This window comes from Geminicoccus roseus DSM 18922, assembly GCF_000427665.1.
Lineage (GTDB): Bacteria > Pseudomonadota > Alphaproteobacteria > Geminicoccales > Geminicoccaceae > Geminicoccus > Geminicoccus roseus.
This window is the reverse complement of the sequence record NZ_KE386572.1, coordinates 2,497,448-2,522,811: the sequence shown is the minus strand read 5'-3', so window position 1 is coordinate 2,522,811 and position 25,364 is coordinate 2,497,448. Positions and strand designations below refer to the sequence as shown.

The following is a 25,364-nucleotide window of genomic DNA, read 5'->3' as shown; positions in this document are numbered from 1 at the left end:
GACGGTCGGTTACGGCGGAAAGTGACGCGGCCGCATGCGCCACGCACAGCCGGAGCGGACCAGATGAAAGATGGCCTCGGCCATGACCCGGCGCGGCCACTTCGGCGGGCGTCCGAGCCGACAAGGTGGCGGAAGAAGCGGCTCCAGCGCCGTCCATTCTGCGTCACTCAGATCAGAAGGATAGGGTCGATCAGGCATGGCACTCTCCAGCCACGACATGCCTGATCAACCTACGAACTGCTCACCTCGGCGACTTTGCCGACCGTCAGTGAGCACGCGGTTCAGCCGGATGACGACACGCAGTCCCGCACCGGCACCGGCCGTACCACAGCATCGCCCAAAGCGCTTGTCGGGCAAGCCGCTCCCAAGCGCCTCTCACCATCGGCCCGGCCAGGGACTCCCGGTCCCGGGCGCACGTCGCAGGTCCCCGACCCTCCTGCTATCCTTCGAAGCCTGCAGGCCGTCCCGGTCCAGCCCGACGCGCACGCTGACCGCACGGTTCCGCCCTCACCGCCCGGTCGCCCGGGTCCGGCAGCAGCCGCGCGCAAAGATCGTGGTCCTGCTGCGAGCCCCCGCCCACGAAGATCTGCTCCGTGTCCCAACGCAGGCCAGGGGGATCGCTCCACCGAAGGCGTACCCGGCAGCACGGCCGAGCGGCGCCGACGACCTTGCGCCAAGCCGCACACCGGTATGCCGGCCGCCAGGTCGCCATGGCTGAAGCTTGCCGTCATCGAGCACAGCCGGCAGGGCTCGCGCCCTTCGCCGGCTGTCCATCCAGCTGCCTCCCTCGGGCGGCCGGCTGCTCGCGAGCTACCGTGATCGTCCCGCGCAAGACGACCCGCGCCGCCACCAGGGAACGGGCGAAAGGGCAGGTGCGCGCCAGCATCCGGCAGGCTCGTCCTGGCCCGGCCGCTGATGGATCTTCTGGATCATCCGGGCGGTCGGCCTGGACGCCGATGCCGGCGGCGCCGTGCCATTGGTCCAGATTCTTCGGCGGGAACCGGACATTTCCTTGAAACCATTTCTGCGGCAAGGCTCCGTGCCGACCCAGGAGGCCGCCCGATGTATGTTCCGCCCGCCTTCCGCATGAATGACCTGGCTGCTCTGCACCAGACGATGCGGGAGGCTCGCCTCGCCAGCTTCGTCACCGCCACGGAGGAAGGCCTGATCGCCACGCCGCTGCCGCTCTTCCTGGTGCCCGAGGAAGGCCCCTATGGCACCCTCTTCGGCCACCTGGCACGGGCGAACTCCCAGTGGACGCTGCCGCCGCGCGGCGATGCCATGGCCGTCTTCATGGGGCCGGACGCGTATGTCACCCCCAGCTGGTACGCGAGCAAGCAGCACCAGAAGGTCGTGCCCACCTGGAACTATGTCGCGGTGCACGCCCATGGCCCGGCCGAGTTCTTCGAGGATGCGGATCGGCTGCTCGATGTCGTGACCAGGCTCACCGACCTGCATGAACAGCCGCGTGCCGAGCCCTGGTCGGTCGGCGATGCGCCTGCATCCTTCATCCAGGCCCAGCTGCGCGGCATTGTCGGTCTCCGGCTGCCGATCACCCGGATCGAGGGCAAGCGCAAGATGAGCCAGAACCGCAGCACCGAGGATCGGGCCGGCGTCGCGGCGGGTCTCGCGGCGAGCGACCGTGCCGGCGAGCGGGCGGCTGCCGACCTCATTCCGCGATAGACGCTCGGCCGCCAGGCCCGGCAGCGGCGCATCGGGTCCCGCTTCTTTCCCGGCACGGCCGAGGCATGCCTGCCGGTAGATGTCGGCGTCCATGCCATGCGGACAGTGCCGCCACCCGTCCAAGCGGGTCATCAGGGCGGACCGGCAGAGCGATCGCTTCCACCTGCCCTTCAACCCGACCGGCACCTCCCTCGGCTGCCCTCTGGCTGCCGCTCCGAGGCCCGGAACCTGCTGGCGAGGAGTGTCCACCGCGCTGCGAGGATGGCTCCAGCGTGCTGACGCGGCGCTGGCTCAAGCGTGGCGTATTCGCCGGCGCACAGTGGTTGGAGAAGGCAATCCGGCCCTCTCCTGTTGCCAGCGAAAACCCGTCCCAAAACTGATCGCCCGGACAGGAGTGCCGCCAAAAGCCCTCGGCAGCATCGCCCGCTTCCGCCAGCAAGCTTCCAGCCCGCTCCGCTGGAGCGGTCCACAAACTGCCTGAACCGCCTGGGAGGCCCAGAGCCCTTGGATGCGACCCAACCTGCTGGGACGGCAGCGTGGACGGGCACAGGGATGGCCAGAGCGCCATCGGTCGATGCTCGCGCGTGGGTGGTTCAGGCGGTTTTGGCAGGAACGTCGTGTTGACTGTCCGCCGCCCGCTCCTGGGAAAGCGCATCGAATGCCATGCGCTGATGGGCGCAGCTGCGCGCGACAGGCTCGATCCTGCCCGAAGCGGCAGGCAGCGACCGACGCTCCTTGCAGATCGGGAGGCATGCCAAGCTGATCCTGCAGTTGAAGAGCCGCACGCTCGGCATCGAGCTTGGCGGGCTCGGGACCGGCCCGATGTCCTGAAGCGGCGCCGGGCATGGTTCGAGGTCCAGCGCCACCTCGAGCCGGAACGCTGGGTCGACATCGGTGGTCGAGCACCAGCGGGGACAGAGGTGGTCCCGTCCCATCGGACAGTTTAGCGGCTGGGATAAGCTTGGTTCCGGTTGTCCTCAGGCCGCCAATCTCTCGATGCCACTTGCCCCGTATGCCTCATCGGGGGTTGGCCCGGCCAGAGATGAGTGAGGGCGCTGGGCATTGTAGTAGCCAATCCAGCGGCTGAGGCCCTCCCGCAGTTCCGAGCCGGTCTCGAACGCGTGCAGGTAGACGCACTCGTATTTCAGGCTGCGCCAGAGCCGTTCGATGAACACGTTGTCGAGCCAGTGTTCTCGGCCGTCCATCGACACCCGGATGCCGGCTTCCTTCAGCACGCTGGTGAACCTGGGCGAGGTGAACTGGCTGCCCTGGCCGGTATTGAAGATCTCCGGTCGACCAGGGCGAGCCAGGGCCTTCTCCAGGGCTTCCAGGCAGAACTCCTCGTCCATTGTGTTCGACACCCGCCAAGCCAGCACCTTGCGGCTGGCCCAGTCCATGATGGCAACTAAGTAGAGAAAGCCCCCGCGCATCGGGATGTAGGTGAGATCGGCACACCAAGCCTGGTTCGGCCGGTCGATCGTCAGGTCCCGCAGCAGGTACGGCCAGACCCGGTGCTCCGGGTGCGGCACCGACGTTCTCGGCCGCTGGTAGATCGGCACCAGGCCCATCTTCGCCATCAGCCGCCGGATGCGCTTGCGGTCGACGGTATAGCCTTGACCCCGGAAGTGTCGTGCCATCTGCCGCGATCCATACCAAGGCGTCTCCAGGAACTGCACATTGATCAGGCGCATCAATTCCAGGTTCAGCAGGCTCTCGCTGGCTGGCCGGCGGTAGAACCCGGACCGGCTGATCGATACCAACGCACACTGACGCACGATCGACAGCTGCGGATGGTCCGGCTCGATCATCTGGCGTCTACGGTCCAGGCTCATCGACCGGACACTTTCGCCAAAAAATCCCGCTCCACCAGCAGCTGCCCGATCTTCGCGTGCAGCTTCTCCACCTCGGCCTCAGTGGTCTTCGCGCTCTCCTGGGCCGCCGCCTTGCCGGCGAACACCGACGCCAGCCCCTCCACGGCCTGCCGCTTCCATTCACTCATCATGGTCTGGTGGATGCCGTGCTTGGCCGCCAGCTGTGCTGTCGTCAGCTCCCCACGCAGCGCCTCCAAGGCTACCTTCGCCTTGAACTCGGCCAAGTATCGTGCCCGCTTCCCCGTCTTCTGGTCCGTCCCTCATGCAGATCGAACCAAGCTTGTTCACCTGCCCAAAATTCGGGGACCACCTCTGACTGACGCGGTCTCCGGCCGGACGACTCGCAGCCATGGCCGGGCACTGCCTGGCCAGCGATGGCGTGCCGCCATTCCCCCGGCCACGGAAGGACCACCGCCTGTCGTTGTCGGCTGGCGTCCCCTTCGGCAGGATGGCTCCAATGGTCCTGGGCGGTCCGCTCCACCGGCCACCGTCCCATGCCTGGGCCGACCAGAGGGCCTGGCGCCCACGTCATCTTGGTTCGTCCGGGACGCCACCAGCGGCTGGCCGCCCTCAAGGCTGCCACGACCGGGCTGCCTGCTTGCCGCTGGACAGTCATCGATCCCATCGACAACCCCGTCGCCAGGCTCCCGACGCATCCTGCGCGAGGTCGTCGGGCGCCGCGTTGACGAACTGCGGGAGGCCATCGGCCATGCCACCGGCGCCTTCGGCCCGCCGGAATGAGCCGACTACTTCGCCACGGCAGGCTGCGATCCCGATGCAGGCTGACCGAAGAATGCCCTAGGAGCGCACTACCAGGCAGTCATGGCCCTGGCGCTTGATGGCCTTGCACGCGTTCTTGGCCTTGGCCTGATCGTAGCCCACCAGCCGCGCCAGGAATATCTTCTTTCCCTTGCGGGAGGAGGCGATCACGGTCGGGTTGCCGCGCTGCTTCGTGGCGACGTCGCCGGCGACCTTCTGCACCTGCCGGCGCGCCGCGCTCTCCGAGGAGAACGCCCCCACCTGGACCGAGTAGCGTCCCATCGCCTTCGGCTTGGCCACCGGCTTCGCGACCGCGACCTGCGCGACGATCACCGGCTTGGGCGTGGGCGCGGCGACCAGCACGACCTCCGTGTCGCCCTGCTCGATGCCGGCGGGCTCCACCACCGGCGCCGCCAGGGCCGCCGGGGGCGGCACGGTCGCCACCCGCAGCGGGCCGGCGCTGGCCAGGGCGACATTGTCCGCCGCGGTGCCGAGCGAGGGCATCGCCCGGGCGATCTGCACCGTGGCGAAGCCGTCGTCGAGCAGGCGCATGGTCTGCCGGTCGCGGGCGCGGGCGGTCTTGCCCCCCAGCACCACCGCGACCAGCCGGCGGCCGCCGCGGACCGAGGAGGCCACCAGGTTGTAGCCGGAGGCGTTGATGTAGCCGGTCTTCAGCCCGTCCGTGCCGGGATAGCGGTCCAGCAGCCAGTTGTGGTTGCGGATCCGGCGGCCGCCATAGGTGAACTCGGCCTGGGAGAAATAGGGATAGTACTCGGGAAAATCGTCGATGAGCCGGCGGGCCAGCGTCGCCATTTCCTGGGCGGTGGTCACCTGCTGCGGATCGGGCAGGCCGGAAGCGTTGCGGAACTCGGTCTTCGGCATGCCGAGCGCCCGCGCCTTCTTGGTCATCTGCCGGGCGAACGCCTCCTCGCTGCCGGCCAGGCCCTCGGCGACCACGCTGGCCACGTCGTTGGCCGACTTGGTCAGCAGCGCCATGACCGCGTTCTCCACCGAGATGGAGGAGCCCGAGCGCAAGCCCAGTTTCGAAGGCGGGCGACGCGCCGCCCGCGCCGACACCGGCAGCTTGGTCCCGAGCGCGACCTTGCCGGCGCGTACCGCCTCGAACGTCAGGTAGACGGTCATCATCTTGGTCAGCGAGGCCGGGTGGCGCAGGCCGTCGGCATCGTCGGCGACCAGCACCTCGCCGCTGGCGTGATCCACCACCACCGCCGCGTAGCGCGGCACCAGGTTGCTGCCCGCCCAGGCCTCGCCGAGCAGGACCTGCCCGAGCGACAGGATCGCCAGCGCCGCCAGGAGACGCTTCCAATCGGTTGAGAAAGCCATGCCGCCGTCCACCGCGAACGCGCCCGCCCGGTTCGGCAGAAGCCATGGCCCGAAGAACCTAACCCTGCCGTCCCCGCCGCTTGGGACGCGCACATCACACGCTACCTGAAGCAGGACTAACCGCGACCAGGAGTAGAAATCAATGCCTCTATCTCGTCCGGCACACTTTATTGCACCGGATCGAGGAACCGACGATACACCCAGCCAGTTGGGCCATCCTCCCGGGAGATCCGGTACCAGCCCAGTTCCTCGTCGTCGGAGGCGACGATCTGGTCCGGCGCCAGCACGCCGACCACCGGGAAGGAGTTGGCCGGCCCGGCCCGCATGTTGACATGGGTATTGACCCGGAACGTTTCCCGGTCGCCCTGGGCCGCCTCGGCGCTTGCCGTCTCCGTGGCCTGGGCTGCCGGTTCCGGCTCGGAGATTTCCGGCTCAGGCGTCGTGGGCTCGGGCGTCACAGGCGCAGACGCTTCCGGCTCGGACGTTGCAGGCTCGGCCGTCGTCGGTTCGGACGTCTCTGCCATGGGCGTTGCCGGTTCGGCCGTCTCCGGCTCAGCGGCTGCCGGTTCCAGCACCTCGGCCACCGAAGGCTGCGCGTCTGCCGCCTCGGCGCCGGGCGCGCCGTCTGTTGCAAGGGGGGCGTCCGCCCCGTCCGGGGGCGTAGCGGATGCCGCGCCCCCCATTTCGGCGGAGGAGGGCTCGGCGGCGGGCTTGGGCGCCGGGGCCTCCGGGAGAACCTCGTCCGGCGCGGCGGCGGCCTCCTCGCCCTCGGGCGCTGCGGCCGGCTCGCTCTGCCGCGCGGCCTGGAGCGCCTCGTCCAGGCTCGCCTGGGCACGCTCCTGGGCAGCCTGGCTGCGCGCCACCGCCGCCTGCACCGAATCCGGCGCGGCCCCCTCGGCCGCCCGCGGCACCGCCGTCTCGGCCGGGCCGCTTGCCAGCGGGGCCGGCGCGCTGGTGGCCGGCCGGCCTTCCAGCGCGGCCAGAGCCGCGGTCGCCGCGGCGTTCTCGGGCTCCAGGGCCAGCACCCGGCGGAAATCCGCGGTCGCCTCGGCATTGAGGCCCATCTCGACCCGCAGGGCGCCCCGGTACTGCAGGGCTTCCAGATAGTTCGGGTCGATCGCCAGCGCCCGGTCATAGTCCGCCAGGGCCGCCATGCGCTCGCCCTGGTTGGCGCTCGCCAGGCCGCGGGTCAGATAGGCGAACCGCAGGTTGCGGATCGTGGTCGGATCGTCGGCCTTCAGCTTCTCCGCCGCCAGGTAGTCCGCGATCGCCGCGTCATAGTCGCCGAGCTGCGAGTAGGCGACGCCGCGGTTGTTGAGCGTCACCGCCAGCGCGTCCCGGTCGAGCCCGCCGAACTCGATGGCCCGCCCGAACGCCTCCGCCGCCTCCTGGAACCGCCCGGCCTTGTAGGCCTCGTAGCCGCCGCGCAGGTCGTCCGGCATTTGCTGGGCACTGGCAGCGCCCCCTTGGACAGCGATCATCCCCGCCACGGCCACCGCCGCGAACCAGTACCGCATGCGGCCCTCCCCTCCTCGTCGATCCATCGGCCGCTCTGGCCCCGTCGTCTCGCCGCCGGTCACGGCTTGCCGGCCTTGCGTGCCGCGAGCCGCGCCCGCAGCGTCGCGGCATGCCCGGCGCGGACGATCTGCTGCGGCCGGGTCACCGCCAGCGCGTCGTCCGGCACATCCATGGTGATCACGCTGCCAGCGCCCACCAGCGCGCCGGTCCCGATCCGCACCGGCGCGACCAGGGCCGAGTTCGACCCGATGAACGCGCCAGCACCGATCTCGGTGCGGTGCTTGCTGAACCCGTCATAGTTGCAGGTGATCGTGCCGGCGCCGAGATTGGCTCTGGCCCCGACGCTCGCGTCGCCGACATAGCTCAAATGGTTGACCTTGGCGCCCGGCTCGACGAGAGCGTTCTTGGTCTCGACGAAATTGCCGATCTTGGCGCCGCTGCCGATCCGGCTGCCCGGCCGCACCCGGGCAAACGGCCCGATCTCGGCGCCGTGGTCGATGGAGCAGTCGGCCAGGTGGCTGAAGGCCTGGACATGGGCGCGCGCCCCGATCCGGACCTTGGGGCCGATCACCACATAGGGCTCGAGAATGGCGCCCGGCTCGATCTCCGTGTCCGCCGAAAGATGCACGGTCTCCGGCGCGGTCATGATCACGCCCGCCTCCAGGGCCACCTGGCGCAGCCGCTCCTGGAACAGACGGTAGGCCTCGGCCAGCTGCACCTGGCTGTTGACGCCGATGCCGTCCTGCCAGGGGCCTTCCATCGCGACGCAGGCCCAGTCCCGCTGCCGCGCCAGCTCGACGATGTCGGTCAGGTAGTACTCGTTCTTGTCGGGCCGGTGCGGGATGCCCGCCAGCAGTTCCGGCAGGCGCGCGGCGTCCATGGCCATGACCCCGGCATTGCACAGCCCGGTCCGCTTCAGCTCCGGATCGGCGTGCCGCTCCTCGACGATCGCGGCCAGCCGGCCGCCTTCCTGCAGGAACCGGCCATAGCCGGTCCGGTCCGGCGGGCTCATCCCCAGCACCGCGACCGCGGCATCGGCCCGGCGGCGCGCCTGCAGCAGGCCGCGCAGCGTGGCGGCGCCGATCAGCGGCGTGTCGCCGTAGAGGACCAGCACCTCGCCCTCGGCGGGCAGGCCGGCGGTCGCCACCTGCACCGCATGCCCGGTGCCGAGCGGCGGATCCTGCACCGCCACCGACAGCGGCAGCCCGCTCGCCCGCGCCGACGCCGCGACCTCCTCCATGCCCGGCGCCAGCACCAGGACCACCCGCGACGGCTCGAGCTCGGCGGCGACGGCCAGGACATGGTCGAGCAGGCTGCGCCCGGCCAGCGGATGGAGCACCTTCGGTCGCCCGTTCTTCATCCGGGTCCCCTTGCCGGCGGCCAGGACCAGAACGTGCAGCGGTGTCGTCATCGGTCTCCGTTTCTCGTCATCGATCGGCCGTTGAGGCGGTGCGGCCGGCTGGAGCACCGCTGCCGCCCAGCATGGGGCCAAACCCGTTAACAAATCGTTGCAGAATTCGGATGCGCCCGTAGACGCGGCTGGCCGCAGTTTAGCGAGTCCGCTTGACCGGACAATGCATGCTCCCCTTCCTGCGGCGATCCCTCGCTCGCCGCCGCCCGCGGGCCGGGCCCACCGATCCTGGAGCCACCCCCGTTGCCTTCGTCCCCACGCCTGCGCGCCGTCCTGTTCGACCTGGACGGGACCCTGGTCGAATCGGCGCCCGACCTGCACGCCACCCTGGTCGAGGTGATGGCCGAGCTGGGCGTCACCGCCCCGAGCCTGGCCGAGCTGCGCACGATGATCGGCGACGGCGCCCGCGTGCTGATCCGCCGCGCCCTGGACGCCGCCGGGCATCCGAACGACCCGGAACTGCTGGAGCGCCTGTTCGCCACGTTCCTGGACCGCTACACCGCCCATCCCTGTCGGCACAGCTATGCCTATGACGGGGTGGTGCCGGTCCTGGAGGCCCTGTCGGCGCGGGACCTGGCCCTGGGCGTGTGCACCAACAAGCCGCATGCGCCGACCCTGGGCCTGCTGGAGGCCCTGGCGCTGTCGCGCTTCTTCCAGGCGGTGGTGGGCGGCGACAGCCTGCCGGTCCGCAAGCCCGACCCCGAGCACGCCCTCGCCACGCTCCGCCTGCTGGACGTGCCGGCCGAGCAGGCGATCTTCGTCGGCGACAGCACCAACGACGTGGTCACGGCGCGGGCCGCCGGCATGAAGGTGATCGTGGTGAGCTTCGGCTACACCAACATTCCGCCCCGCGAGCTGGGCGCCGACCTGGTCATCGACCATTTCGCCGACCTGCCGGCCGCGATCGAGCGGGTTTGGGCGGCGGGCTGAGCCCCGGATGGCGAAAGGCGGGCGGCGTCCGGGGGTCGCCGCGACGCCACGGCGGCCGCTCCCGCAGGGCCCGATGCGCAACCCACCCTTGACAGCCTTCGAGCGACGGTGCACCACCCGCGTCGTCGGGCGCTTAGCTCAGCGGTAGAGCACTACCTTCACACGGTAGGGGTCGCAGGTTCGAACCCTGCAGCGCCCACCATCCCGATTTCCTGTTTCGCCGTCGGCAGGGCCGCTTCGTCCCTGCCTGCTCCGGCACGATCCCCCCCCCAGGACCAGATCCGTTCCGCCGGCCGGCCATGCCTCGGTGGCGCTTGTCCATGCCTGCATGGCGCAGCGGGAAAGCTGCCCGGCAGGCTCGGGCACGAGACACCCGCGCCTGCCGGCAGTGCGGCCGGCTGCCGCGGATCCGGGGACATCGCCCGCCACCTCCGGCGCAAGGCCTTGGCCATTGCGCCGAAACGAAGATCCGGCGACCCGGCTCCCCCGTCAGCGGCGGACGGCAGCGGATGGCAGCATGCGCTGCAGTACCTGGTCCTTGCGGACGAAGCCGTGCCAGAGCGCGCCGGCGACATGCAGCACCACCAGGACGACGATGGTCCAGCCCAGGATGACATGCACGCCGTTCGCCCAGCTGCCGGTCGTCCCGCCGCCCACCGGCGAAACGATCAGCAGGCCCAGAAGCGGTTGGAGGATCAGCAGCCCATAGAACAGCGCATGGTTGGCGCGCGCCGCCATCCGGATGGGCGAGGGAACGTCGTTCGGCAGCGGCCGCCACGGATTGGTCCGTCGCCAGGCGAGCCGGACGATCATCAGGATCAGGATCGCGATCCCTGAGAACATGTGGATCCGGAACAGGACATAGCGCGCCGTGCTCTCCCCGCCGAACTGGTTCCACAGCGGACCGCTGACCAGCTGGGTCAGCACCAGCGCCGCGACCGTCCAGTGCAGCAGCTTGGATATGCGATCATAGTTCTCAGGCATCCGCCTCTCCTGGATGGCGAGCACGCATGCGCCGGGCATGGCCGCTGCTCGAACCTCCATAGAAAGGCCGTGACCCGGCTCGGCTCCCGAAGAGACGCCCCGGACCACCGCCAAGCTGGATGAACTCCGTTCACGCCTGTCCGGAGGACACCCTCCGCGGCTGGCCTGCCGGCGCTGCCCCCTTGGAAAAGCACGCCCTGCTGCCAGCCAGGAATCGTCGCCGCATGGCGATCCGGCTGGCTGCGCCCGTTCCCTTTCCGGATCGCCTGGAACGGGCTGAGCGCGAGACGCCCCTGCGCTCCATCTGCCGCGGGAGCGGTCCCGCCGGCGTTCGGCATGGCCCGGCCGGCGATGCAGCCAGTCGGTGATCGCCCACTCGTAAATCCGGTCCGCGATCTCTACATTCTGGTCGATGCCATCTGGATCGACGGAGGGACTCGTCCGCCCATGAACATGGTCTTGCGCAAGGTCGGCGGCTTCATGCTGCTGGTCGCCACGTTGGGGGTGGCCAGCTGTCAGGCATTGTTCGTCCATGCATTCTGACCGTACGGCCGGGACTCGTCCGGACCAGGCGATCCTGGGCGGGCGGCCGCCGCCGCAGCGCTGGGTGCCGGAGATGCGCTCGCGCCTGGAGGGGCGGTTCGAGGGCCTGATCCTCAACCTGTTCGCGCTGGTGCCGATCCTCGCTGCCTTCATCGCCCTTGGGCGCGGCCGCACCGAGGCGGTCCTGCTGGACGTGGTCGCCGCCGCCCTGGTGATCGGCGCCTCCGCCTCGATCCGAGCCGGCCGGCGCGCCGAGCGGGCGTTCCGCGCGCGCAGCGTCGCCCGGGCGCCCGGCCTGCCGCGTAAGGCGATCGGGGCAGCCTGCCTGGGTGCCGCCGCCTTCCTGCTGGCCTTCGCCGGGGCCGGCCACAGCTTCATGTCGGGCCTGGCGTTCGGCATCGGCGCCACGGTCGGCGGCCTGCTCATGTACGGGCTGGATCCGCGCGGCGAGAAGCGGGCGGCCGACCATACCGGCATCGACACCGACATGTTCCGCACCGCGCTCGACGCCGCGGCGGCGCGGATCGCCGAACTGGACCAGATCCGGCGGCGGATCGCCTCGCGGGCGCTGGCCCAGCGCCTGGGCCTGGTGGTCGGCCGCGCGCAGGGACTGGTCGAGACCATCGAGCGGCAGCCCGACACCTTCAACCGCGCGCGCAAGATGCTGAACCTGTATCTCGACGAGACGCTGACGATCGCCCGCAAGTTCGCCGGATCCGGCCTGGATGGCGGCGCCGATCCGGCCATCGAGCGCAAGTTCACCGAAGCGCTGGACGCCATGGAGACCGTCATGGCGGAACAGCAGCAAAAGCTGCTTGCCGCCGATGCGCTGGACCTGGACGTCCAGCTGGAGGTGCTGACCCGCCGGCTGAAGAGCGAGGGCCTGCATTGATCATCGAGGCCAGACCCGGCCCCGGGCAATCCGGACCAGGGCGGCCCGGAGCGGGCAGGACGAGCCGGCAGGCCGCCGGCGCCGCGCTCCCCGGAACGGCAGGACCGGCCCGTCCCTGCCCCCGTCGGCCGGCCGTCGCCGACGCCCAGACCATCCGAGATTTTCGCCGAGGAACAAGCGCCCGATGAACGAGCAGACCAGGACCTCCTCGCCTTCGCTGCAGCCCTGGAACCAGCCGGCCGCGCCAACGCCCGCCCGCGAGGCGCAGCCGGTCGACGCAAAGCCGCAGCCGCTCGAGGCGGTGCCGCAGCCGATCGGGGCGGCGCCGCCGCCGGTCCGGCAGACGGCCAGCACATCGGCCGGCCTGACCGCCACCAGCGCCGAGATCGCCCAGTCCTCGGAACTGGCGCCGGAGCAACTGGCTGAGGTCGAGCAGCTTCTGGCCGAGATCGACCTGGGCGACAGCAACTCGGTGGTGCTGTTCGGCGCGCGGGCCCAGGGCGAACTCACCAACATCAGCGAGCAGATGCTGGAAGGGGTGCGCAACAAGGATGCCGGCCCGGCCGGCGACGCCCTGTCGCGCATGCTGCTGACTTTGAAGGGCTTTGACACCGGCGACCTGAAGGAAGGCAGGAAGCCGTCCTGGCTCAGCCGGCTGTTCGGCGCCACCGAGCCGATCCACAAATTCGTGCAGAAGTACCAGGAGGTCCGCGGCCAGATCGAGACGATCGGCGACAGCCTGAACAAGCACAAGAACACGTTGATGATCGACGTGGAGAAGCTGGACCGGCTCTACGAGGCGACCCTCTCCTATTTCCACCAGCTGGCGCTCTACATCGCCGCCGGCGAGGAGATGCTGCGCAAGCTCGACCACGAGCAGATCCCGGCCCTGGCCAGGGCCGCGGAGGAGACCGGCGAGGTGCTGACCGCCCAGCGCCTGCGCGACCTGCGCGCCGCCCGGGACGATCTGGAGCGGCGCGTCCACGACCTGAAGCTCACCCGGCAGGTCACCATGCAGGCCCTGCCCTCGATCCGCCTGGTGCAGGAGAACGACAAGGGGCTGATCAACAAGATCACCAGCACGCTGGCCAACACCATCCCGCTCTGGAAGACCCAGCTCGCCCAGGCGATCACGATCTACCGCTCCAGCGAGGCGGCCAAGACCCTCAAGGAGGCGACCGACCTGACCAACCAGCTCCTGGAGGCGAACGCCAAGAACCTGAAGGACGCCAACGCGATGGTGCGCGAGCAGATCGAGCGGGGCGTGTTCGACATCTCGGTGGTGGAGCGGGCCAACCGGGCGCTGATCGACACGATCCAGGACAGCCTGCGCATCGCCGACGAGGGCAAGGTCAAGCGGGCCGACGCCGAGAAGCGCCTGGTCACCTGCGAGACCGAGCTGAAGCAGGTGCTGCGTGCGGCCTCGGCGGCGCGCGGCGCCCCGGCGCCGGGGCGGCCCGGCGGCAGGGTCTGACCGATGTCGCTCTGGGAACGGCTCACCGGCGAGTTCGTCGATGTCGTCGAGTGGAAGGACGACAGCTCCGACACCCTGGTCTGGCGGTTCGAGCGCTGGCAGGACGCGATCAAGCAGGGTGCCAAGCTGACGGTGCGCGAGGGCCAGGTGGCGGTGTTCGTCAGCGAGGGCCAGATCGCCGACGTGTTCCCGCCCGGCCTCTACCAGCTGGAAACCCGCAACCTGCCGGTGCTGACCACGATCCGGCACTGGGACCATGCCTTCAACTCGCCGTTCAAGGCCGAAATCTACTTCGTCTCGACCCGCCGGTTCACCGACCTGAAATGGGGCACCAAGAACCCGATCATGCTGCGGGACCCGGAGTTCGGCCCGGTGCGGCTGCGCGCGTTCGGCACCTACACGATCAAGGTCGCCGATGCGCCCTTGTTCCTGCGCGAGGTGGTCGGCACCGACGGCCACTTCACCACCGACGAGATCAGCAACCAGCTGCGCAACCTGATCGTCGCCAAGATGAGCGAGGCGCTGGCGACCAGTGGCGTGCCGGTCCTGGACCTGGCCGCCAACTACCGCAAGCTTAGCACCTTCGTCACCGAACGGGCGGCGCCGATGGTGCGCGAGGCCTACGGCATCGACCTCCTCCAACTCCTGGTGGAGAACGTCTCGCTGCCTCCCGCGGTCGAGCAGGCCCTCGACCGGCGCACCTCCATGGGCGTGATTGGCGATCTTGACCGCTATACCCGCTTCCAGGCTGCCGAGGCGCTTGGCCAAAGCGGCGGCGACGGGGCGGTGGGCGCCGGGATCGGCCTTGGCGCCGGCATGGCCATGGCCCAGCAGGTGGCCTCCGCCTTCGGCTCGGCCGGCGGACCCGGCCAGGGCGCCAGAAACGTGGACGCCGGGGACGCAGGCGCCGGGGCGGCCCCGGGCCCAGCCGGGACGCCCCCGCCCTTGCCCGCGGCGCTGCGCTACCATGTGGCGATGGACGGAACGGCCCAGGGCCCGTTCGATCTGGACGGGCTGCACGGCCTGGCGGGGGACGGACGGCTGACCCGGGCCAGCATGGTCTGGAAATCGGGCATGGCCGACTGGGGCAGGGCCGGGGACCAGCCGGACCTGGCGCCACTGTTCGCCGACCGGCCGCCGCCGCTGCCCGGCCACTGAGGCATGGCCGGACCTTGGGGCGAGCGTCCGGACGCGGACGCCGACGGGCCGCGCGCGCCGGGCGCGGCGCCGTCGCCATGGCGGGAACCGGTGCCATCCCCGGCAGCGGCGCCGCCGGACCGGCCGGGCGCTGACACCGGCGACCGCCGGTTTCCCTGCACCCAGTGCGGCGCCTTCCTGACGTTCCGGCCGGGCACCCAGGTGCTGGTCTGCGGGTTCTGCGGGCACGAGAACCGGATCGAGCAGGTCGAGACGCCGGGGACGCTCCGCGAGCTGGACTACCATGAATGGCTCGGCCGGCTGGCGGACCAGCGCGACGTCGAGGAGACGCGCACGGTCAAGTGCGACGCCTGCGCCGCCGAGTTCAGCTTCGAGGGCAGCGTTTTTAGCGGATCCTGCCCGTTCTGCGGCTCCGCCACCGTCACCGACACCGGCACCAACCGGCACATCCGGCCCTCGGGCCTGCTGCCGTTCGGCATCGACCGGCGCGACGCCGAGGCGGCGTTCGACCGCTGGCTGCGGGGCCTGTGGTTCGCGCCCTCCGACCTGAAGCGCCGGACCGAGAAGCGCCAGCGCCTGACCGGCATCTACCTGCCCTACTGGACCTATGACAGCGCCACCCGCTCGAGCTATCGCGGCCAGCGCGGCGACCGCTACACCACCATGGAATGGGTCACCGTCACCGACCAGAAGGGCCGCACCAGCCGGGTGCAGCAGCCGGTGACCCGGATCCGCTGGAGTCCGGCTGCGGGTCAGGTGGCAAGGGCCTTCGACGACGTGCTGGTGCCGGCCGCCGAGAGCCTGCCGGGCCCGATGGTCGACCGGCTGGAGCCCTGGGACCTCCAGGACCTGCGGTTCTATCGTCCCGAATACCTGGCCGGGTTCCGGGCCGAGGCCTACGGGCTGGACCTGGCCGCCGGCTTCGATCGGGCCAGGGTGAAGATGGACATGGTGATCCGCCAGGATGTCGCCCGCGCGATCGGCGGCGACCTCCAGCGGATCGACCTGGTCCAGACCCGCCACGACGACGTCACCTTCAAGCATGTCCTGCTGCCGGTCTGGCTGGCCGCCTACCGCTACCGGGCCAGACCCTACCGGTTCATGGTCAATGCCCGCACCGGCCAGGTCCAGGGCGAGCGGCCCTGGTCGTGGGTCAAGGTGTCGGCCGCCGTGCTGGCCGGCGTGCTGGTCCTGGCCCTGGTGATGGCGCTGCTCGGCGATGGCGGGCTGGTCGACCAGGTGCTGCGCGGCCTGCGCTGAGCCGGGATCCGGCAGACCCTCCCCTGGCGCCGGCCTGCCCTGCCGCCAAAACGTCGCGCCCCCGGCTGTCCGCCATGGCCGCTGCCGCCTGCGGAGGGTATCGGCGAGGCCGGGCCTGGGCCCGCCCTGGCGGCGGCCGGCCCCGGAGGAGCAGCCTCCCGGAGGAGCGAACCGATGCGCAGGTCCCAGAAGCCCCCTCGCCCGGCCAGGCCGTCCGGCCCCGGCACGACCGGCCGGGCCGGGCCGCTCCTGCAGGCGGGCGCCGCGATCGGCGCCGCCCTCGCCGTGATGATCGGGGCCATGGGCGCCCATGCGTTCCGCGACGCCGGCGACCTGCGCGGCGCCGGCCTGATGGAGACCGCCGGCCAGTACCTGATGTGGCACGCTCTGGCGGTCCTGGCGCTGCGGCGGCAGCATGACGGCCTGCACCGGCCGCTGCTCCTGCTGCTCGCCGCCAGCGTCCTGTTCTCCGGCACCCTGGTGCTGCTGGCGTTGGGCGGGCCGGGCTGGCTTGGCGCTATCACGCCCGTGGGCGGCACCGGCCTGATCGTCGGCTGGATCCTGGTCGCCTGGGTCCTGCTGGCCCGGCCGAAGACCGGCTGACCCTCCGGGCGGCGAAGGTCGCAGGCTCATGGCTGGAAGCTCTGCACCAGGCTGCCGGCGACCAGGTACCAGCCATCGACCAGCACGAAGAAGATCAGCTTGATCGGCAAGGAGATCATCACCGGGGGCAGCATCATCATGCCCATCGACATCAGGATCGACGCGATCAGCAGGTCGATCACCAGGAACGGGATGAAGATCAGGAACCCGATCTCGAACGCCCGCCGCAGCTCGCTGATCATGAAGGCAGGCACCAGGGTGCGCAGCGGCGTGTCCATGGCGGCTTCCGGCTGCAGCCCGGCCAGGTCCAGGAACAGGTCGAGGTCCTTGGCGCGGGTATGGGCCAGCATGAACTCGCGCACCGGGCCGCTGGCCCGCTCGAACGCGGTCGCCTCGTCCATCTGCTCGGCCATGTAGGGCGCGATCCCCGCCTCGTAGGCGCGCTGCAGGGTCGGGCCCATCACGAACGCGGTCAGGAACAGGGCCAGGCCGATCAGGACCGGGTTCGGCGGCGTCTGCTGCAGGCCCAAGGCGCTGCGCAGGAACGAGAGCACGATCACGATCCGGGTGAACGACGTCACCATCACCAGGATGCCCGGCGCCAGGCTGAGCACCGTCACCAGCGCCACGATCTGGACGAGCTGGCTGGTGTAGGAGCCACCGCCAAGGTCGAGGGAGATGCCGCCCTCGGCCTGGACCGGCTGGGGAAGCGCCAGCATCCCGGCCACCGCCAGGACGAGCAGCGTCATGCGCGCCGGCCTCATGGGAGCTGTCCTTGCCTGGGGAGCAGTTCGTCCCTGGTTCTGCGGTCGGGCCCCGGCGCCAGGGCACTGGCCGGGTCGCCGCCGTCCAGGACGACCGGCAGCGTGCCGCCCAGCACCAGCAGATGGTCGCGGCCACGATAGCGGATCACCAGCACGCGGTGGCGCAGGTCGAGCGCGCGTTGCGCCACCACCTCCAGCGGCGCCTGCGGGCCCAGCACGGCCCGGGGCCGGAAACGGCGCACCACCAGGGGCACCAGACCCAGCAGGACCGCCACGGCCAGGATCGCCAGCAGGATCCGTCCTGGCTCCAGCCCGGCCTCGATCATGCTTCCGCCCGGCGGGGCTGGTAGGCATGCAGGGCGTGGCGTCGCTGGCGGTCGTGGCGCAGTTCCGAGGCGAGCAGGTCGCGCCGCATGGCCAGAAGGGCGGTCAGCGTCTCCAGTTCGTCCATGAGGGCGAGGGTTGCCGGCAAGGGCGGCGGGAAACCGGCTTCCGGGTTGAACTCGGTTCCCTCGGCGCCCAGCAGATCGTTCAGTCGAACCGGGTCGGCCTCGACCAGCCCGCGCAGCACGGCGATCCGGGCGGTGATCTCCTCGATCGCGAGAACGCCCGGATCCGGCGGGATCTCCTCCGTCCTGGCCAAGTCCGCAGCGTCCATGCCATGCCCCTCCCAAGATCCGTCCAGGGCTCCTCGGATCGAGCCCGGGGCTCACCTTGACGGAAAAGGGTTAAGATTTCGTTTCGCCATGTCCGGCGGACCGGGAAGGGGGTCGCAGCCCGGCCGCCGATCCCCATCTTGGGAGTGCGATTCTCGATTTTCTGAAAAGCCATGCGGGGAGCAGCGGCGTTGCGGGACTGGACCGAGGATGAGCTGGCGCGGTTCTCGCGGCAGATCGTGCTGCGCGAGATCGGCGGGAGCGGGCAGGACCGCCTGCTGTCCGCCAGGGTGGCGCTGGTCGGAGTCGGCGGCATCGGCGCGCCTGCCGCCATGTTCCTGGCGGCGGCCGGCATCGGGACGCTCCGGCTGATCGACCATGACCGCGTCGAGCTGTCGAACCTGCATCGCCAGGTGCTGTTCGGCCAGGACGATGTCGGGCGCGGCAAGGTGGAGGCGGCGATCGATGCCCTGCAGGCGGCCTCGCCCGGGCTGCGGGTCGAGCCGTTCCCGCACCGGGTCGATGCCGGCAATGTCGGGGAGGCGCTGGCCGGCGTGGACATGGTGCTGGACGGGACCGACCAGTTCGAGACCCGGGTCCTGGTGGCCGACGAGTGCGCCCGGGCCGGAATCCCGCTGGTGTCGGCGTCGGTCCAGGGCTTCGATGGCCAGTTCATCGCGCTCCGGCCCTATCTGGGGTCGCCGCACCCGAGCTATCGCTGCATCTATCCGGACGATCCGCAGCCCGGCTCCCTGCCCAGCTGCACGCTGTCCGGGGTGCTGGGGCCGGTCGCGGCCACCATGGCCGGCCTTGCCGCCACCGAGATCGTCAAGCTCCTCCTGGAACTGGAGGATCCCGCGATCCCGGCCCCCCTCACCTGCTACGATGGACTGGCGGGAATGCTGCACCGGATCGAAATCCCGCGCAGCGCCGCTGCCGAGGCCAACACTGGCACGGTTTCCGGCACACCCGCATACGCTTCGTCGTAAGCATGTGCCTCCATTGTGTCGTCGACCATCTTGCATGAAGGGACTGATTTCACTAACCCAGCGCCGTCTCGGTGTGGCGAGCCGGGACCGGTGAGCGGACGTAGCGCCATGGATGGCACGCGCGTTCTCGTGTCCTTGACTTCCTATTTACCAGGCAGGGGCGATGAACAACACTGGCGCGATCGCAGACGACTTGATCGAGATCGACGACGATTATCGTCCGTCTGACGACGAACCCTACATGAATCCCAAGCAGGAAGCCTATTTTCGCAGAAAGCTGGAACACTGGCGGGACGAGATCCTGCGCGGTTCGGACCAGACCCTGAAGCAGTTGAAGGAACAGGATACCCGTCTGCCCGACGCCACCGACTGGGCGAGCGCCGAGATCCAGCGCTCCTTCGAGCTGCGCACGCGCGATCGCGAGCGCAAGCTGCTCAGCAAGATCGACGCGGCCCTGCGCCGGATCGACGAGGGCTCCTACGGCTACTGCGAGGAAACCCAGGAACCGATCGGCATCCGGCGCCTGGAAGCGCGGCCGATCGCGACCCTGGCGATCGAGGCGCAGGAACGCCACGAGCGCCGCGAGCGGACCTACCGGGAGGAATAGCCACAGGGCGGCACATCCTGCCGGGCAGGAATTGCCGCGCTGCCCCCCAAAGGACGTGACGCGGCTTGCCCGGGAGGCGGCCGGCAGCGACCTGCCCTGCATGAGCGCCGGCGGGAAGCAGCCCCCGCCAGGGCAGGGCAGGCAAGGTTGCGCTGGGCTTCATACCGCCGGTGAAGCAGCCTGTTGGCACGGAGGTTGCTCTTCTGTTCGCCGAGATCCAGCTCGGGCGACCAGATGTCCATCCTGCCTGCTTCCCCGATCGCCCCGGCTGTGCCGGCATCCCCGCTCTCCGGGTCATCCCTGCCGGACGGCACCGGCGAGGACCGCGCGTTCGCGACGCTGGTCCGCGCCAAGGAACAGGAAAGCGCCGGAGCCGACAGCGAGGCGGAAGCCGCCCCGCCGGCGCCGGATGCCACGGCCGGCGACGGCGACGTGGCCTCGGTTCTGGCCATCCCCCTCCTCCTGCAGCCGGCTGCAGAGCAAGTCCCGGGCGTCGCCCCGGCAGGGGCCAGCGGCGCACCGCCCGCCGCAGGTGCCGGGCTTCCGCCGAGCGCTGCGCCCCTTGCCCCGATGCCCGCGCCGGCCGAGCCGGCGGCGTCTCCCGCAGCCGAGGCGCCGGGCGCCGGGCCTGCGCCTCCCCTGGCCTCCAACAATCCATCAGGCGCCGCGCTGGCGCCGATCCCGAAGGCCAGCTTTCCCGCAGGCCAGCCCGTATCGGTTGATGCCCCGCCGCCGGCCGCGCGCTCCTTGGCGGGCCAGCCAGCCCCGCTGCCCGGTCCAGCCGAGGCGTCGCCCGCCCCGACCGACGGCAACCCGCTCACGCCCGCCCAGCCGGGTGGAGAGGAGGGGCCGCCTGTCCGCACCGCGGCATCGGCTCCCCCGGGCCCCGGCGCCCTGGCGGGGCAGAACCAGTCGGCCGCGCCCGCGGCGGAAGCGGTTTCTGGCCCGACCGCGTCCGATCCCTTCGATCCCGCCCATCTGCGCGGCGCCGAGTCCTACAGTCGGCAGATGCCGCGCGCGGCGATGGTGGAGCAGATCGCCCCGCGCGTCGTCCAGGCGGTGTCCGCCGGCCGGCAGGTCGTGTCGGTGCAGCTCCATCCGCTGGAGCTGGGCTCGGTGGAGATCCGCATCGAGGTCGATCCCGACCGCCAGGTCCGCGCCGTGGTTCTTGTCCGGCAGCCGGAGACGCTGGAACTGCTCCAGCGCCATGCTCCCGGGATCGAGCGGGCGCTCACCGGCAGCGGCCTGACCCTTGGCTCGGACGGCCTCACCTTCGATCTGGGCGAGCGCCGCGACGGGCCCGGCCATGGCGGCGGGGAACAGCGCCGCCCGCAGCCTGGCTGGTCCCAGGGCGATCCGCCGGCCGACGCCGCGGCGGTCAGGCCCGCCCGGCCGGCGGCGCGAACCGGCCTGCTCGACCTCGTCCTCTGACCGGAGCACCATGATGTCCGCTGTCGAGACCACGCCCGCCACGATCCAGGCCGGCACGGGCGGCGCCGCCAAGGCGGCCGCCTCCAAGCTGACTGACCATTTCGACAGCTTCCTGTCGCTGCTGACCACCCAGCTGCAGAACCAGGACCCGCTGTCGCCCATGGACACGGAGACCTTCACCCAGCAGCTCGTCCAGTTCACCTCGGTTGAGCAGTCGATCAAGGCCAACAGCAATCTCGAGCAGCTGATCGGCTTGGTGCGCGGCACCAGCCGGACCAGCGCCCTGGGCTATCTCGGCACCACCGTCCAGGCGGTGAGCGACCAGGTCGCGCTCGGCAAGGACGGACCGGCGGCGATCGGCTACGAGTTGCCGGCCGAGGCCGCCAGCCTGTCGGTGAAGATCTACGACCAGGCCGGGAAGCTTGTCGCCGAGACCCGGGGCCCGACCGCCGCCGGCGCGCACTGGATCGCCTGGGACGGGTCCGCGGCCGATGGCGGGCGGCTACCGGCCGGGACCTACCGGGTCGCCGTCGCCGCCGTCTCGGCCTCGGGCGGCAGCCTGGACGTCACCCAGACGGTCCGCGGCACGGTGGACGCCATCGATCCCTCGTCGGACCCGCCGGTCCTCTCGGTCGGCGGCATCGACGTCGCCCTGCCCGCGGTCACCGCGATCGCCCGGCCGCACTGAGCCGGCGGGGCAACCCGGTCTTCCCTCTCTTTCCCCTTCCCCCTCGATCATCCAGAGGAAATGCGCGCATGAGCCTGTTCGGATCCTTGTTCACCGGGGTGTCGGGAATGGCGGCGCAGAGCCGCTCCATGGCGGTGATCTCCGACAATGTCGCGAATGTCAGCACCGTCGGCTACAAGGGCGGCGTGTCCAACTTCGCCTCGCTGGTGGTGTCGCCGAGCCAGCAGCGCGCGTTCAGCCCGGGCGGCGTGCAGCAGTCGACCCAGTTCGCCATCACCCGCCAGGGGCAGACCCAGGCGACCGGATCGGCGACCGACGCGGCGATCGTGGGCAACGGCTTCTTCGTGGTGGCGGAGAACGCCGGCGACACCCAGAGACCGCTCTACACCCGGGCCGGCTCCTTCGATCCGGATGTGGACGGCTATCTGCGCAACGCCAACGGGTTCTACCTGCTGGGCTGGCAGCTCGACACCGACGGGCAGCCGATCGACGTCAACACCACCCAGCCGGTGAACGTGCGCAACCTGAACGCGGTGACGGTCGCGACCTCTCGCCTGAAGCTGGGTGCCAATCTCGATTCCGGCCAGGCCGAGCATGTCGGCGCCTATGCGGCCGGCGACATGGCGACCTACCATACCACCGACGGCGCCGGCGGCGTCGCCCCGGATTTCCAGCGCCAGATCCAGATCTACGACAGCCTGGGCAATCCGCGCACGGTGATCGCCGCCTTTCTGCGCACGCCCGGCGCCGCCAGCTGGAGCGTCGAGCTCTACGCCGATCCGGCCAACCTGGAAGCGGCGTCCCACCCCGGCGGTCTGCTGGCCTCCGGCACGGTGAGCTTCAACGGCAATGGCGGTCTGGCGAGTGCTGCGATCACCCCGGCCTTCCCGGCCGGGGCGGCCGCCGGCGACCCGGTCGGGATCGACTGGATCGATTCTTCCGGTGCCACTGATTCCTCGCTCGTGCTGGACCTGGGCGCCATCGGCGGCACCGACGGCCTGACCCAGTTCGCCGGGGAGAGCGCGGTGTCGTTCGTGACCAAGGACGGCGCCGGCTATGGCGAGCTCAACGGCGTCCGGATCGACGCGGAAGGCTTCGTCGAGGCGTCCTTCTCCAACGGCGAGGTGCGGCGGATCTACCAGATCCCGATCGCGACCTTCGGCAACCCCAACGCGCTGGATCCCCGGTCGGGCAACGTGTTCTCGACTACCTGGGCGTCCGGTAGCGCCAATCTGCAGGCAGCCGGGGTCGGTGGTGCCGGGCAGCTTTCTCCCGCCGCCCTGGAATCCGCCAATGTCGAGCTCGCCGACGAGTTCACCAAGATGATCGTCACCCAGCGAGCCTATTCCGCCAATGCCCGGGTGGTCACCACGACCGACGACATGCTGGACGAGCTGATGCGCGTCAAACGCTGAACGCCCTGGTGAGCAGGCTTGAAAGTAGCCGGATATGCATGTTGCCATGATGAACGGAATATTCACCATGCCGCTTAAATCCTCGTTATTCCGATGGGTTTCTACTCCGGTGAAGGCGGCGTGACCGCCTGGACAAGCAAGTCGGAGGACGAGGATGCCCAGCATGACGGGGACGACGATCCAGGTGGCGGTGGGACCCGATGGCAGCCTGCTGCGCCTGGAGGACCTGCCGCCCAGCGACCTCCAGCGCTGGGTGGCGCGCCGCAAGGCGGAGGTGGTGACTGCGGTCCAGGCGGGCCTTCTGTCGCTAGAGGCGGCCTGCGCGCGCTACAACATCTCGGCCGAGGAGTTCGAGATCTGGCAGACCGCGATCCGCCGGCATGGGCTGGGCGGCCTGCGGGTGACGCGGATCCAGGCGATCCGGCGCCGCGACCAGGACCGGGAGGCCGGCGCACCGGCCCTGGCCGGAGGCATGCCGGAGGAGGCGCGCCGCCGGACCTCCGGATGAGGAGCCGGGTGTCCGCGCGGGGACGGCGCAGGCCAGGAGGCGGTGGCCGGCGCCGTTAACCTTGCCTTAACCGAGATTGGCTAGGTTCCGGTTCGTGGCGGCATGGTGCTGCCGTCGAGCGATCCGGGACCCATGGACATACCCACGCCATCGCCGCTGCCCAAGGACCCGCTGTCCGCGTCCGACGGGGGGCTCGGCCTGCCGCTCGGCAGGTTCTCCGCCGCCTGGCAGGCGCTGCGGGAGCTGGGTCCCGGCCGCCTCCTGGCGATCGGCACGATCCTTTTGGGCTTCATGATGTTCTTCGCCTTCGTGGCGAGCCGGGCGCTCGAGCCCGGCTATGCGCTGCTCTATGCGGAGCTCAAGCCCGAGGACGCCCGGCAGATCGTCGACCGGCTGCAGGCCCAGGGCGTCCCGTTCCGGCTGAACGGGGGCGGCGACGCGATCCTGGTGCCGCAGGACCAGATCGGGCGGCTGCGCATGGATCTCGCCGCCGAGGGCATGCCGCAGGGCAGCGTGGTCGGCTACGAGATCTTCGACCAGACCGGCAGCTTCGGCCAGACCGACTTCCTGTCGAACGTCAACCTGCGCCGCGCCATGGAAGGCGAGCTGGCCCGGTCGATCGCCACGCTGAAGCCGGTGCGCACCGCCCGGGTCCATGTCGTGCAGCCCGAGCGCTCCCTGTTCCGCCGCGACGAGGCCCGGCCGACCGCGTCGGTGGTGCTGGGGCTGCGCGGCGGGGCCGGCCTGGACGCGCGGCAGGTCCAGGCGATCCGCAACCTGGTGGCGGCCGCGGTGCCTGGCCTGGATCCCACCGGCATCACCATCGTCGACGACCGCGGCAACCTGCTGGCGCGCTCCGGCGAGGCCGGCGAGGCCGGGATGGTCCCGGGCGAGGTCGAGGAGCTGCGCAGCAGCTACGAGGCCCGGATCAAGCAGAAGGTCGTCCAGCTCCTGGAGCGTTCCGTGGGTATCGGCCGGGTCGATGCCGAGGTGACGGTCGAGATGAATTTCGACCAGGTCACCACCACCGCCGAGACCTTCGACCCGCAGAGCCAGATCGCGCGCAGCACCCAGACCGTCGAGGAGGAGACCAGCCGGGACGAGTCCGAGGCGGACCGGGCGGTGTCGGTGGCGAACAACCTGCCGACCGCGCAGGCGCCGGCCGGCGCTGCCGCCGGCAGCCAGGAGCGCAGCAACCGCAGCGAGGAGACGGTGAACTTCGAGATCTCCCGGACGGTGCGCAACGAGGTGCAGCGTCCGGGCGGGATCCGCCGCCTTTCCATCGCCGTGCAGGTCGACGGCATCCATGGGCAGGGCGAGGACGGCGCCGCCAGCTATGCCGAGCGCCCGGCCGAGGAGCTGGCCGAGCTGGAGGCGCTGGCCAAGAGCGCCGCCGGCTTCGACGAGGCGCGCGGCGACGTGTTCCGCATCGCCAGCCGGCGCTTTGTCGAGATCGCGCCGGCGCCGGAGCCCGAGCTTGGCCTGCTGGAGCAGCTCGGGGTCAGCGGCCACCGCCTGGTCGAGACGGGCATGCTGGCGCTGCTGACCCTGGCCGTCCTGTTCTTCGGGGTCCGCCCGCTGCTCGGCCGCCTGCTGCCGCCGCCGGAGGCCGCCGTCGGGCTGCCCGGTGCCGGCGCCGATCTCCGCCCGCTCCTGGCCGGCCCGGGGTCGGGCGGCGGCCAAGCCCTGCTGGAGGGTCCGGCCGGCGCCGCCGCCGCGCAGGGCGGCGGGTCGGACCAGCAGGGCGAGCCGGTGGCGATGCTCGGCCACGGCAGCGGCGGAAGCCAGAGCGCGCTGATCCAGCAGGTTGTGCGGATCGTCGAGGAACGTCCCCAGGATGCCGTCAAGGTCATCCGGGCATGGCTTGGAGAATGAC

23 protein-coding genes and 1 tRNA gene are annotated in these 25,364 nt (G+C 70.7%); 15 read left to right on the top strand and 9 right to left on the bottom strand.

All coding sequences use genetic code 11. The features are described 5' to 3' along the window. Positions 1-9 precede the first annotated feature (9 nt). The gene (locus tag GEMRO_RS35955) at positions 10-198 is read right to left on the bottom strand and encodes a transposase (protein WP_169728380.1); all 189 of its coding nucleotides are present in this window, start codon (positions 196-198) and stop codon (positions 10-12) included. An 864-nt stretch (positions 199-1,062) separates the two neighbouring features. Between GEMRO_RS35955 and GEMRO_RS0112790 the strand changes: the two genes are divergently transcribed. Continuing rightward, complete coding sequence (locus tag GEMRO_RS0112790; protein ID WP_027134300.1) at positions 1,063-1,683, top strand: FMN-binding negative transcriptional regulator; 621 nt, start codon at positions 1,063-1,065, stop codon at positions 1,681-1,683. Positions 1,684-2,660: 977 nt separating this feature from the next. Here the strand turns inward: GEMRO_RS0112790 and GEMRO_RS0112780 are convergent. The 4 genes from GEMRO_RS0112780 to glmU all read right to left on the bottom strand — a co-directional run bounded on the left by GEMRO_RS0112780 (position 2,661) and on the right by glmU (position 8,586). After that, a protein-coding gene (locus GEMRO_RS0112780; protein ID WP_240476678.1) for an IS3 family transposase occupies positions 2,661-3,778 on the bottom strand; the annotation gives its coding sequence in 2 pieces (ribosomal slippage) (positions 2,661-3,526 and positions 3,526-3,778; 1,119 coding nt in all). A gap of 574 nt (positions 3,779-4,352) precedes the next feature. Continuing rightward, positions 4,353-5,657: a D-alanyl-D-alanine carboxypeptidase gene (locus GEMRO_RS0112770; protein WP_035487158.1), complete on the bottom strand. Its 1,305-nt coding sequence runs from the start codon at positions 5,655-5,657 to the stop codon at positions 4,353-4,355. Positions 5,658-5,824: 167 nt separating this feature from the next. Further along, a complete protein-coding gene (locus GEMRO_RS32655; RefSeq protein ID WP_027134296.1) occupies positions 5,825-7,174 on the bottom strand; it encodes an SH3 domain-containing protein in 1,350 nt (449 codons plus the stop codon). Positions 7,175-7,233: 59 nt separating this feature from the next. Continuing rightward, positions 7,234-8,586: a bifunctional UDP-N-acetylglucosamine diphosphorylase/glucosamine-1-phosphate N-acetyltransferase GlmU gene (gene glmU, locus GEMRO_RS0112760; RefSeq protein ID WP_027134295.1), complete on the bottom strand. Its 1,353-nt coding sequence runs from the start codon at positions 8,584-8,586 to the stop codon at positions 7,234-7,236. A 243-nt stretch (positions 8,587-8,829) separates the two neighbouring features. On the opposite strand from glmU, the gene gph reads away from it, so the two are divergent. Next, a complete protein-coding gene (gene gph, locus GEMRO_RS0112755; protein WP_027134294.1) occupies positions 8,830-9,516 on the top strand; it encodes a phosphoglycolate phosphatase in 687 nt (228 codons plus the stop codon). A gap of 127 nt (positions 9,517-9,643) precedes the next feature. Continuing rightward, positions 9,644-9,718, top strand: a tRNA-Val gene (locus GEMRO_RS0112750). Between the two features lie 287 nt (positions 9,719-10,005). On the opposite strand, the gene GEMRO_RS34670 is transcribed toward GEMRO_RS0112750, so the two are convergent. Then, a complete protein-coding gene (locus tag GEMRO_RS34670; protein WP_027134293.1) occupies positions 10,006-10,500 on the bottom strand; it encodes a cytochrome b in 495 nt (164 codons plus the stop codon). A 532-nt stretch (positions 10,501-11,032) separates the two neighbouring features. Between GEMRO_RS34670 and GEMRO_RS32650 the strand changes: the two genes are divergently transcribed. From GEMRO_RS32650 to GEMRO_RS0112715, 5 genes are all read left to right on the top strand, one after another. Next, positions 11,033-11,935: a 5-bromo-4-chloroindolyl phosphate hydrolysis family protein gene (locus GEMRO_RS32650; protein ID WP_084506894.1), complete on the top strand. Its 903-nt coding sequence runs from the start codon at positions 11,033-11,035 to the stop codon at positions 11,933-11,935. A gap of 184 nt (positions 11,936-12,119) precedes the next feature. Next, positions 12,120-13,409 (top strand): toxic anion resistance protein, encoded by a 1,290-nt coding sequence (locus tag GEMRO_RS29395; RefSeq protein WP_084506892.1) that lies wholly within the window; start codon positions 12,120-12,122, stop codon positions 13,407-13,409. 3 nt (positions 13,410-13,412) lie between these two features. Continuing rightward, a complete protein-coding gene (locus tag GEMRO_RS0112725; protein ID WP_027134292.1) occupies positions 13,413-14,567 on the top strand; it encodes an SPFH domain-containing protein in 1,155 nt (384 codons plus the stop codon). Positions 14,568-14,570: 3 nt separating this feature from the next. Next, positions 14,571-15,827: a hypothetical protein gene (locus GEMRO_RS29390; protein WP_205624963.1), complete on the top strand. Its 1,257-nt coding sequence runs from the start codon at positions 14,571-14,573 to the stop codon at positions 15,825-15,827. Between the two features lie 174 nt (positions 15,828-16,001). Next, positions 16,002-16,430 (top strand): DUF423 domain-containing protein, encoded by a 429-nt coding sequence (locus tag GEMRO_RS0112715; RefSeq protein ID WP_051329014.1) that lies wholly within the window; start codon positions 16,002-16,004, stop codon positions 16,428-16,430. A gap of 26 nt (positions 16,431-16,456) precedes the next feature. Here GEMRO_RS0112715 and fliP read toward each other — a convergent pair whose 3' ends face one another. The 3 genes from fliP to GEMRO_RS0112700 are packed head-to-tail and all read right to left on the bottom strand — an operon-like array spanning position 16,457 to position 17,852. Continuing rightward, positions 16,457-17,179, bottom strand: a complete 723-nt coding sequence (gene fliP, locus GEMRO_RS0112710) for a flagellar type III secretion system pore protein FliP (RefSeq protein ID WP_157505789.1) — start codon at positions 17,177-17,179, stop codon at positions 16,457-16,459. Between the two features lie 11 nt (positions 17,180-17,190). Next, a complete protein-coding gene (locus GEMRO_RS29385) occupies positions 17,191-17,520 on the bottom strand; it encodes a flagellar biosynthetic protein FliO (protein ID WP_035485261.1) in 330 nt (109 codons plus the stop codon). Further along, on the bottom strand, positions 17,517-17,852 hold the full coding sequence (locus GEMRO_RS0112700; RefSeq protein WP_027134289.1) for a hypothetical protein: 336 nt from the start codon (positions 17,850-17,852) through the stop codon (positions 17,517-17,519). Before GEMRO_RS0112700 ends, GEMRO_RS29385 begins: the two co-directional genes overlap by 4 nt. 189 nt (positions 17,853-18,041) lie before the next feature. Between GEMRO_RS0112700 and GEMRO_RS29380 the strand changes: the two genes are divergently transcribed. The 7 genes from GEMRO_RS29380 to fliF all read left to right on the top strand — a co-directional run bounded on the left by GEMRO_RS29380 (position 18,042) and on the right by fliF (position 25,363). Next, on the top strand, positions 18,042-18,839 hold the full coding sequence (locus tag GEMRO_RS29380) for a HesA/MoeB/ThiF family protein (protein WP_051329013.1): 798 nt from the start codon (positions 18,042-18,044) through the stop codon (positions 18,837-18,839). Positions 18,840-19,002: 163 nt separating this feature from the next. After that, on the top strand, positions 19,003-19,446 hold the full coding sequence (gene dksA / locus GEMRO_RS0112690; RefSeq protein ID WP_035485259.1) for an RNA polymerase-binding protein DksA: 444 nt from the start codon (positions 19,003-19,005) through the stop codon (positions 19,444-19,446). Positions 19,447-19,680: 234 nt separating this feature from the next. Beyond that, positions 19,681-20,877, top strand: coding sequence for a flagellar hook-length control protein FliK (locus GEMRO_RS0112685; protein ID WP_027134287.1), 1,197 nt, complete (start codon positions 19,681-19,683; stop codon positions 20,875-20,877). A gap of 13 nt (positions 20,878-20,890) precedes the next feature. Next, on the top strand, positions 20,891-21,565 hold the full coding sequence (locus GEMRO_RS0112680) for a flagellar hook assembly protein FlgD (protein WP_205624962.1): 675 nt from the start codon (positions 20,891-20,893) through the stop codon (positions 21,563-21,565). A gap of 68 nt (positions 21,566-21,633) precedes the next feature. Then, positions 21,634-22,980 carry a flagellar hook protein FlgE gene (gene flgE, locus GEMRO_RS0112675; protein WP_027134285.1) on the top strand — a complete coding sequence of 449 codons (1,347 nt, stop codon included), beginning with the start codon at positions 21,634-21,636 and terminating at the stop codon, positions 22,978-22,980. Between the two features lie 163 nt (positions 22,981-23,143). Further along, complete coding sequence (gene sciP / locus GEMRO_RS29375) at positions 23,144-23,488, top strand: CtrA inhibitor SciP (RefSeq protein ID WP_407645377.1); 345 nt, start codon at positions 23,144-23,146, stop codon at positions 23,486-23,488. A 132-nt stretch (positions 23,489-23,620) separates the two neighbouring features. Beyond that, positions 23,621-25,363: a flagellar basal-body MS-ring/collar protein FliF gene (gene fliF, locus GEMRO_RS0112665; protein WP_051329012.1), complete on the top strand. Its 1,743-nt coding sequence runs from the start codon at positions 23,621-23,623 to the stop codon at positions 25,361-25,363. Position 25,364 lies beyond the last annotated feature (1 nt).

Excerpts from the sequence above, each read along its gene's own strand:
- GEMRO_RS35955 (WP_169728380.1), bottom strand. The coding sequence starts at position 198 with ATGCCTGATCGACCCTATCCTTCTGATCTGAGTGACGCAGAATGGACG.
- GEMRO_RS0112790 (WP_027134300.1), top strand. The coding sequence starts at position 1,063 with ATGTATGTTCCGCCCGCCTTCCGCATGAATGACCTGGCTGCTCTGCAC.
- GEMRO_RS0112770 (WP_035487158.1), bottom strand. The coding sequence starts at position 5,657 with ATGGCTTTCTCAACCGATTGGAAGCGTCTCCTGGCGGCGCTGGCGATC.
- GEMRO_RS32655 (WP_027134296.1), bottom strand. The coding sequence starts at position 7,174 with ATGCGGTACTGGTTCGCGGCGGTGGCCGTGGCGGGGATGATCGCTGTC.
- glmU (WP_027134295.1), bottom strand. The coding sequence starts at position 8,586 with ATGACGACACCGCTGCACGTTCTGGTCCTGGCCGCCGGCAAGGGGACC.
- GEMRO_RS34670 (WP_027134293.1), bottom strand. The coding sequence starts at position 10,500 with ATGCCTGAGAACTATGATCGCATATCCAAGCTGCTGCACTGGACGGTC.
- GEMRO_RS32650 (WP_084506894.1), top strand. The coding sequence starts at position 11,033 with ATGCATTCTGACCGTACGGCCGGGACTCGTCCGGACCAGGCGATCCTG.
- GEMRO_RS29395 (WP_084506892.1), top strand. The coding sequence starts at position 12,120 with ATGAACGAGCAGACCAGGACCTCCTCGCCTTCGCTGCAGCCCTGGAAC.
- GEMRO_RS0112725 (WP_027134292.1), top strand. The coding sequence starts at position 13,413 with ATGTCGCTCTGGGAACGGCTCACCGGCGAGTTCGTCGATGTCGTCGAG.
- GEMRO_RS29390 (WP_205624963.1), top strand. The coding sequence starts at position 14,571 with ATGGCCGGACCTTGGGGCGAGCGTCCGGACGCGGACGCCGACGGGCCG.
- GEMRO_RS0112715 (WP_051329014.1), top strand. The coding sequence starts at position 16,002 with ATGCGCAGGTCCCAGAAGCCCCCTCGCCCGGCCAGGCCGTCCGGCCCC.
- fliP (WP_157505789.1), bottom strand. The coding sequence starts at position 17,179 with ATGACGCTGCTCGTCCTGGCGGTGGCCGGGATGCTGGCGCTTCCCCAG.
- GEMRO_RS29385 (WP_035485261.1), bottom strand. The coding sequence starts at position 17,520 with ATGATCGAGGCCGGGCTGGAGCCAGGACGGATCCTGCTGGCGATCCTG.
- GEMRO_RS0112700 (WP_027134289.1), bottom strand. The coding sequence starts at position 17,852 with ATGGACGCTGCGGACTTGGCCAGGACGGAGGAGATCCCGCCGGATCCG.
- dksA (WP_035485259.1), top strand. The coding sequence starts at position 19,003 with ATGAACAACACTGGCGCGATCGCAGACGACTTGATCGAGATCGACGAC.
- GEMRO_RS0112685 (WP_027134287.1), top strand. The coding sequence starts at position 19,681 with ATGTCCATCCTGCCTGCTTCCCCGATCGCCCCGGCTGTGCCGGCATCC.
- GEMRO_RS0112680 (WP_205624962.1), top strand. The coding sequence starts at position 20,891 with ATGTCCGCTGTCGAGACCACGCCCGCCACGATCCAGGCCGGCACGGGC.
- flgE (WP_027134285.1), top strand. The coding sequence starts at position 21,634 with ATGAGCCTGTTCGGATCCTTGTTCACCGGGGTGTCGGGAATGGCGGCG.
- sciP (WP_407645377.1), top strand. The coding sequence starts at position 23,144 with ATGACGGGGACGACGATCCAGGTGGCGGTGGGACCCGATGGCAGCCTG.
- fliF (WP_051329012.1), top strand. The coding sequence starts at position 23,621 with ATGGACATACCCACGCCATCGCCGCTGCCCAAGGACCCGCTGTCCGCG.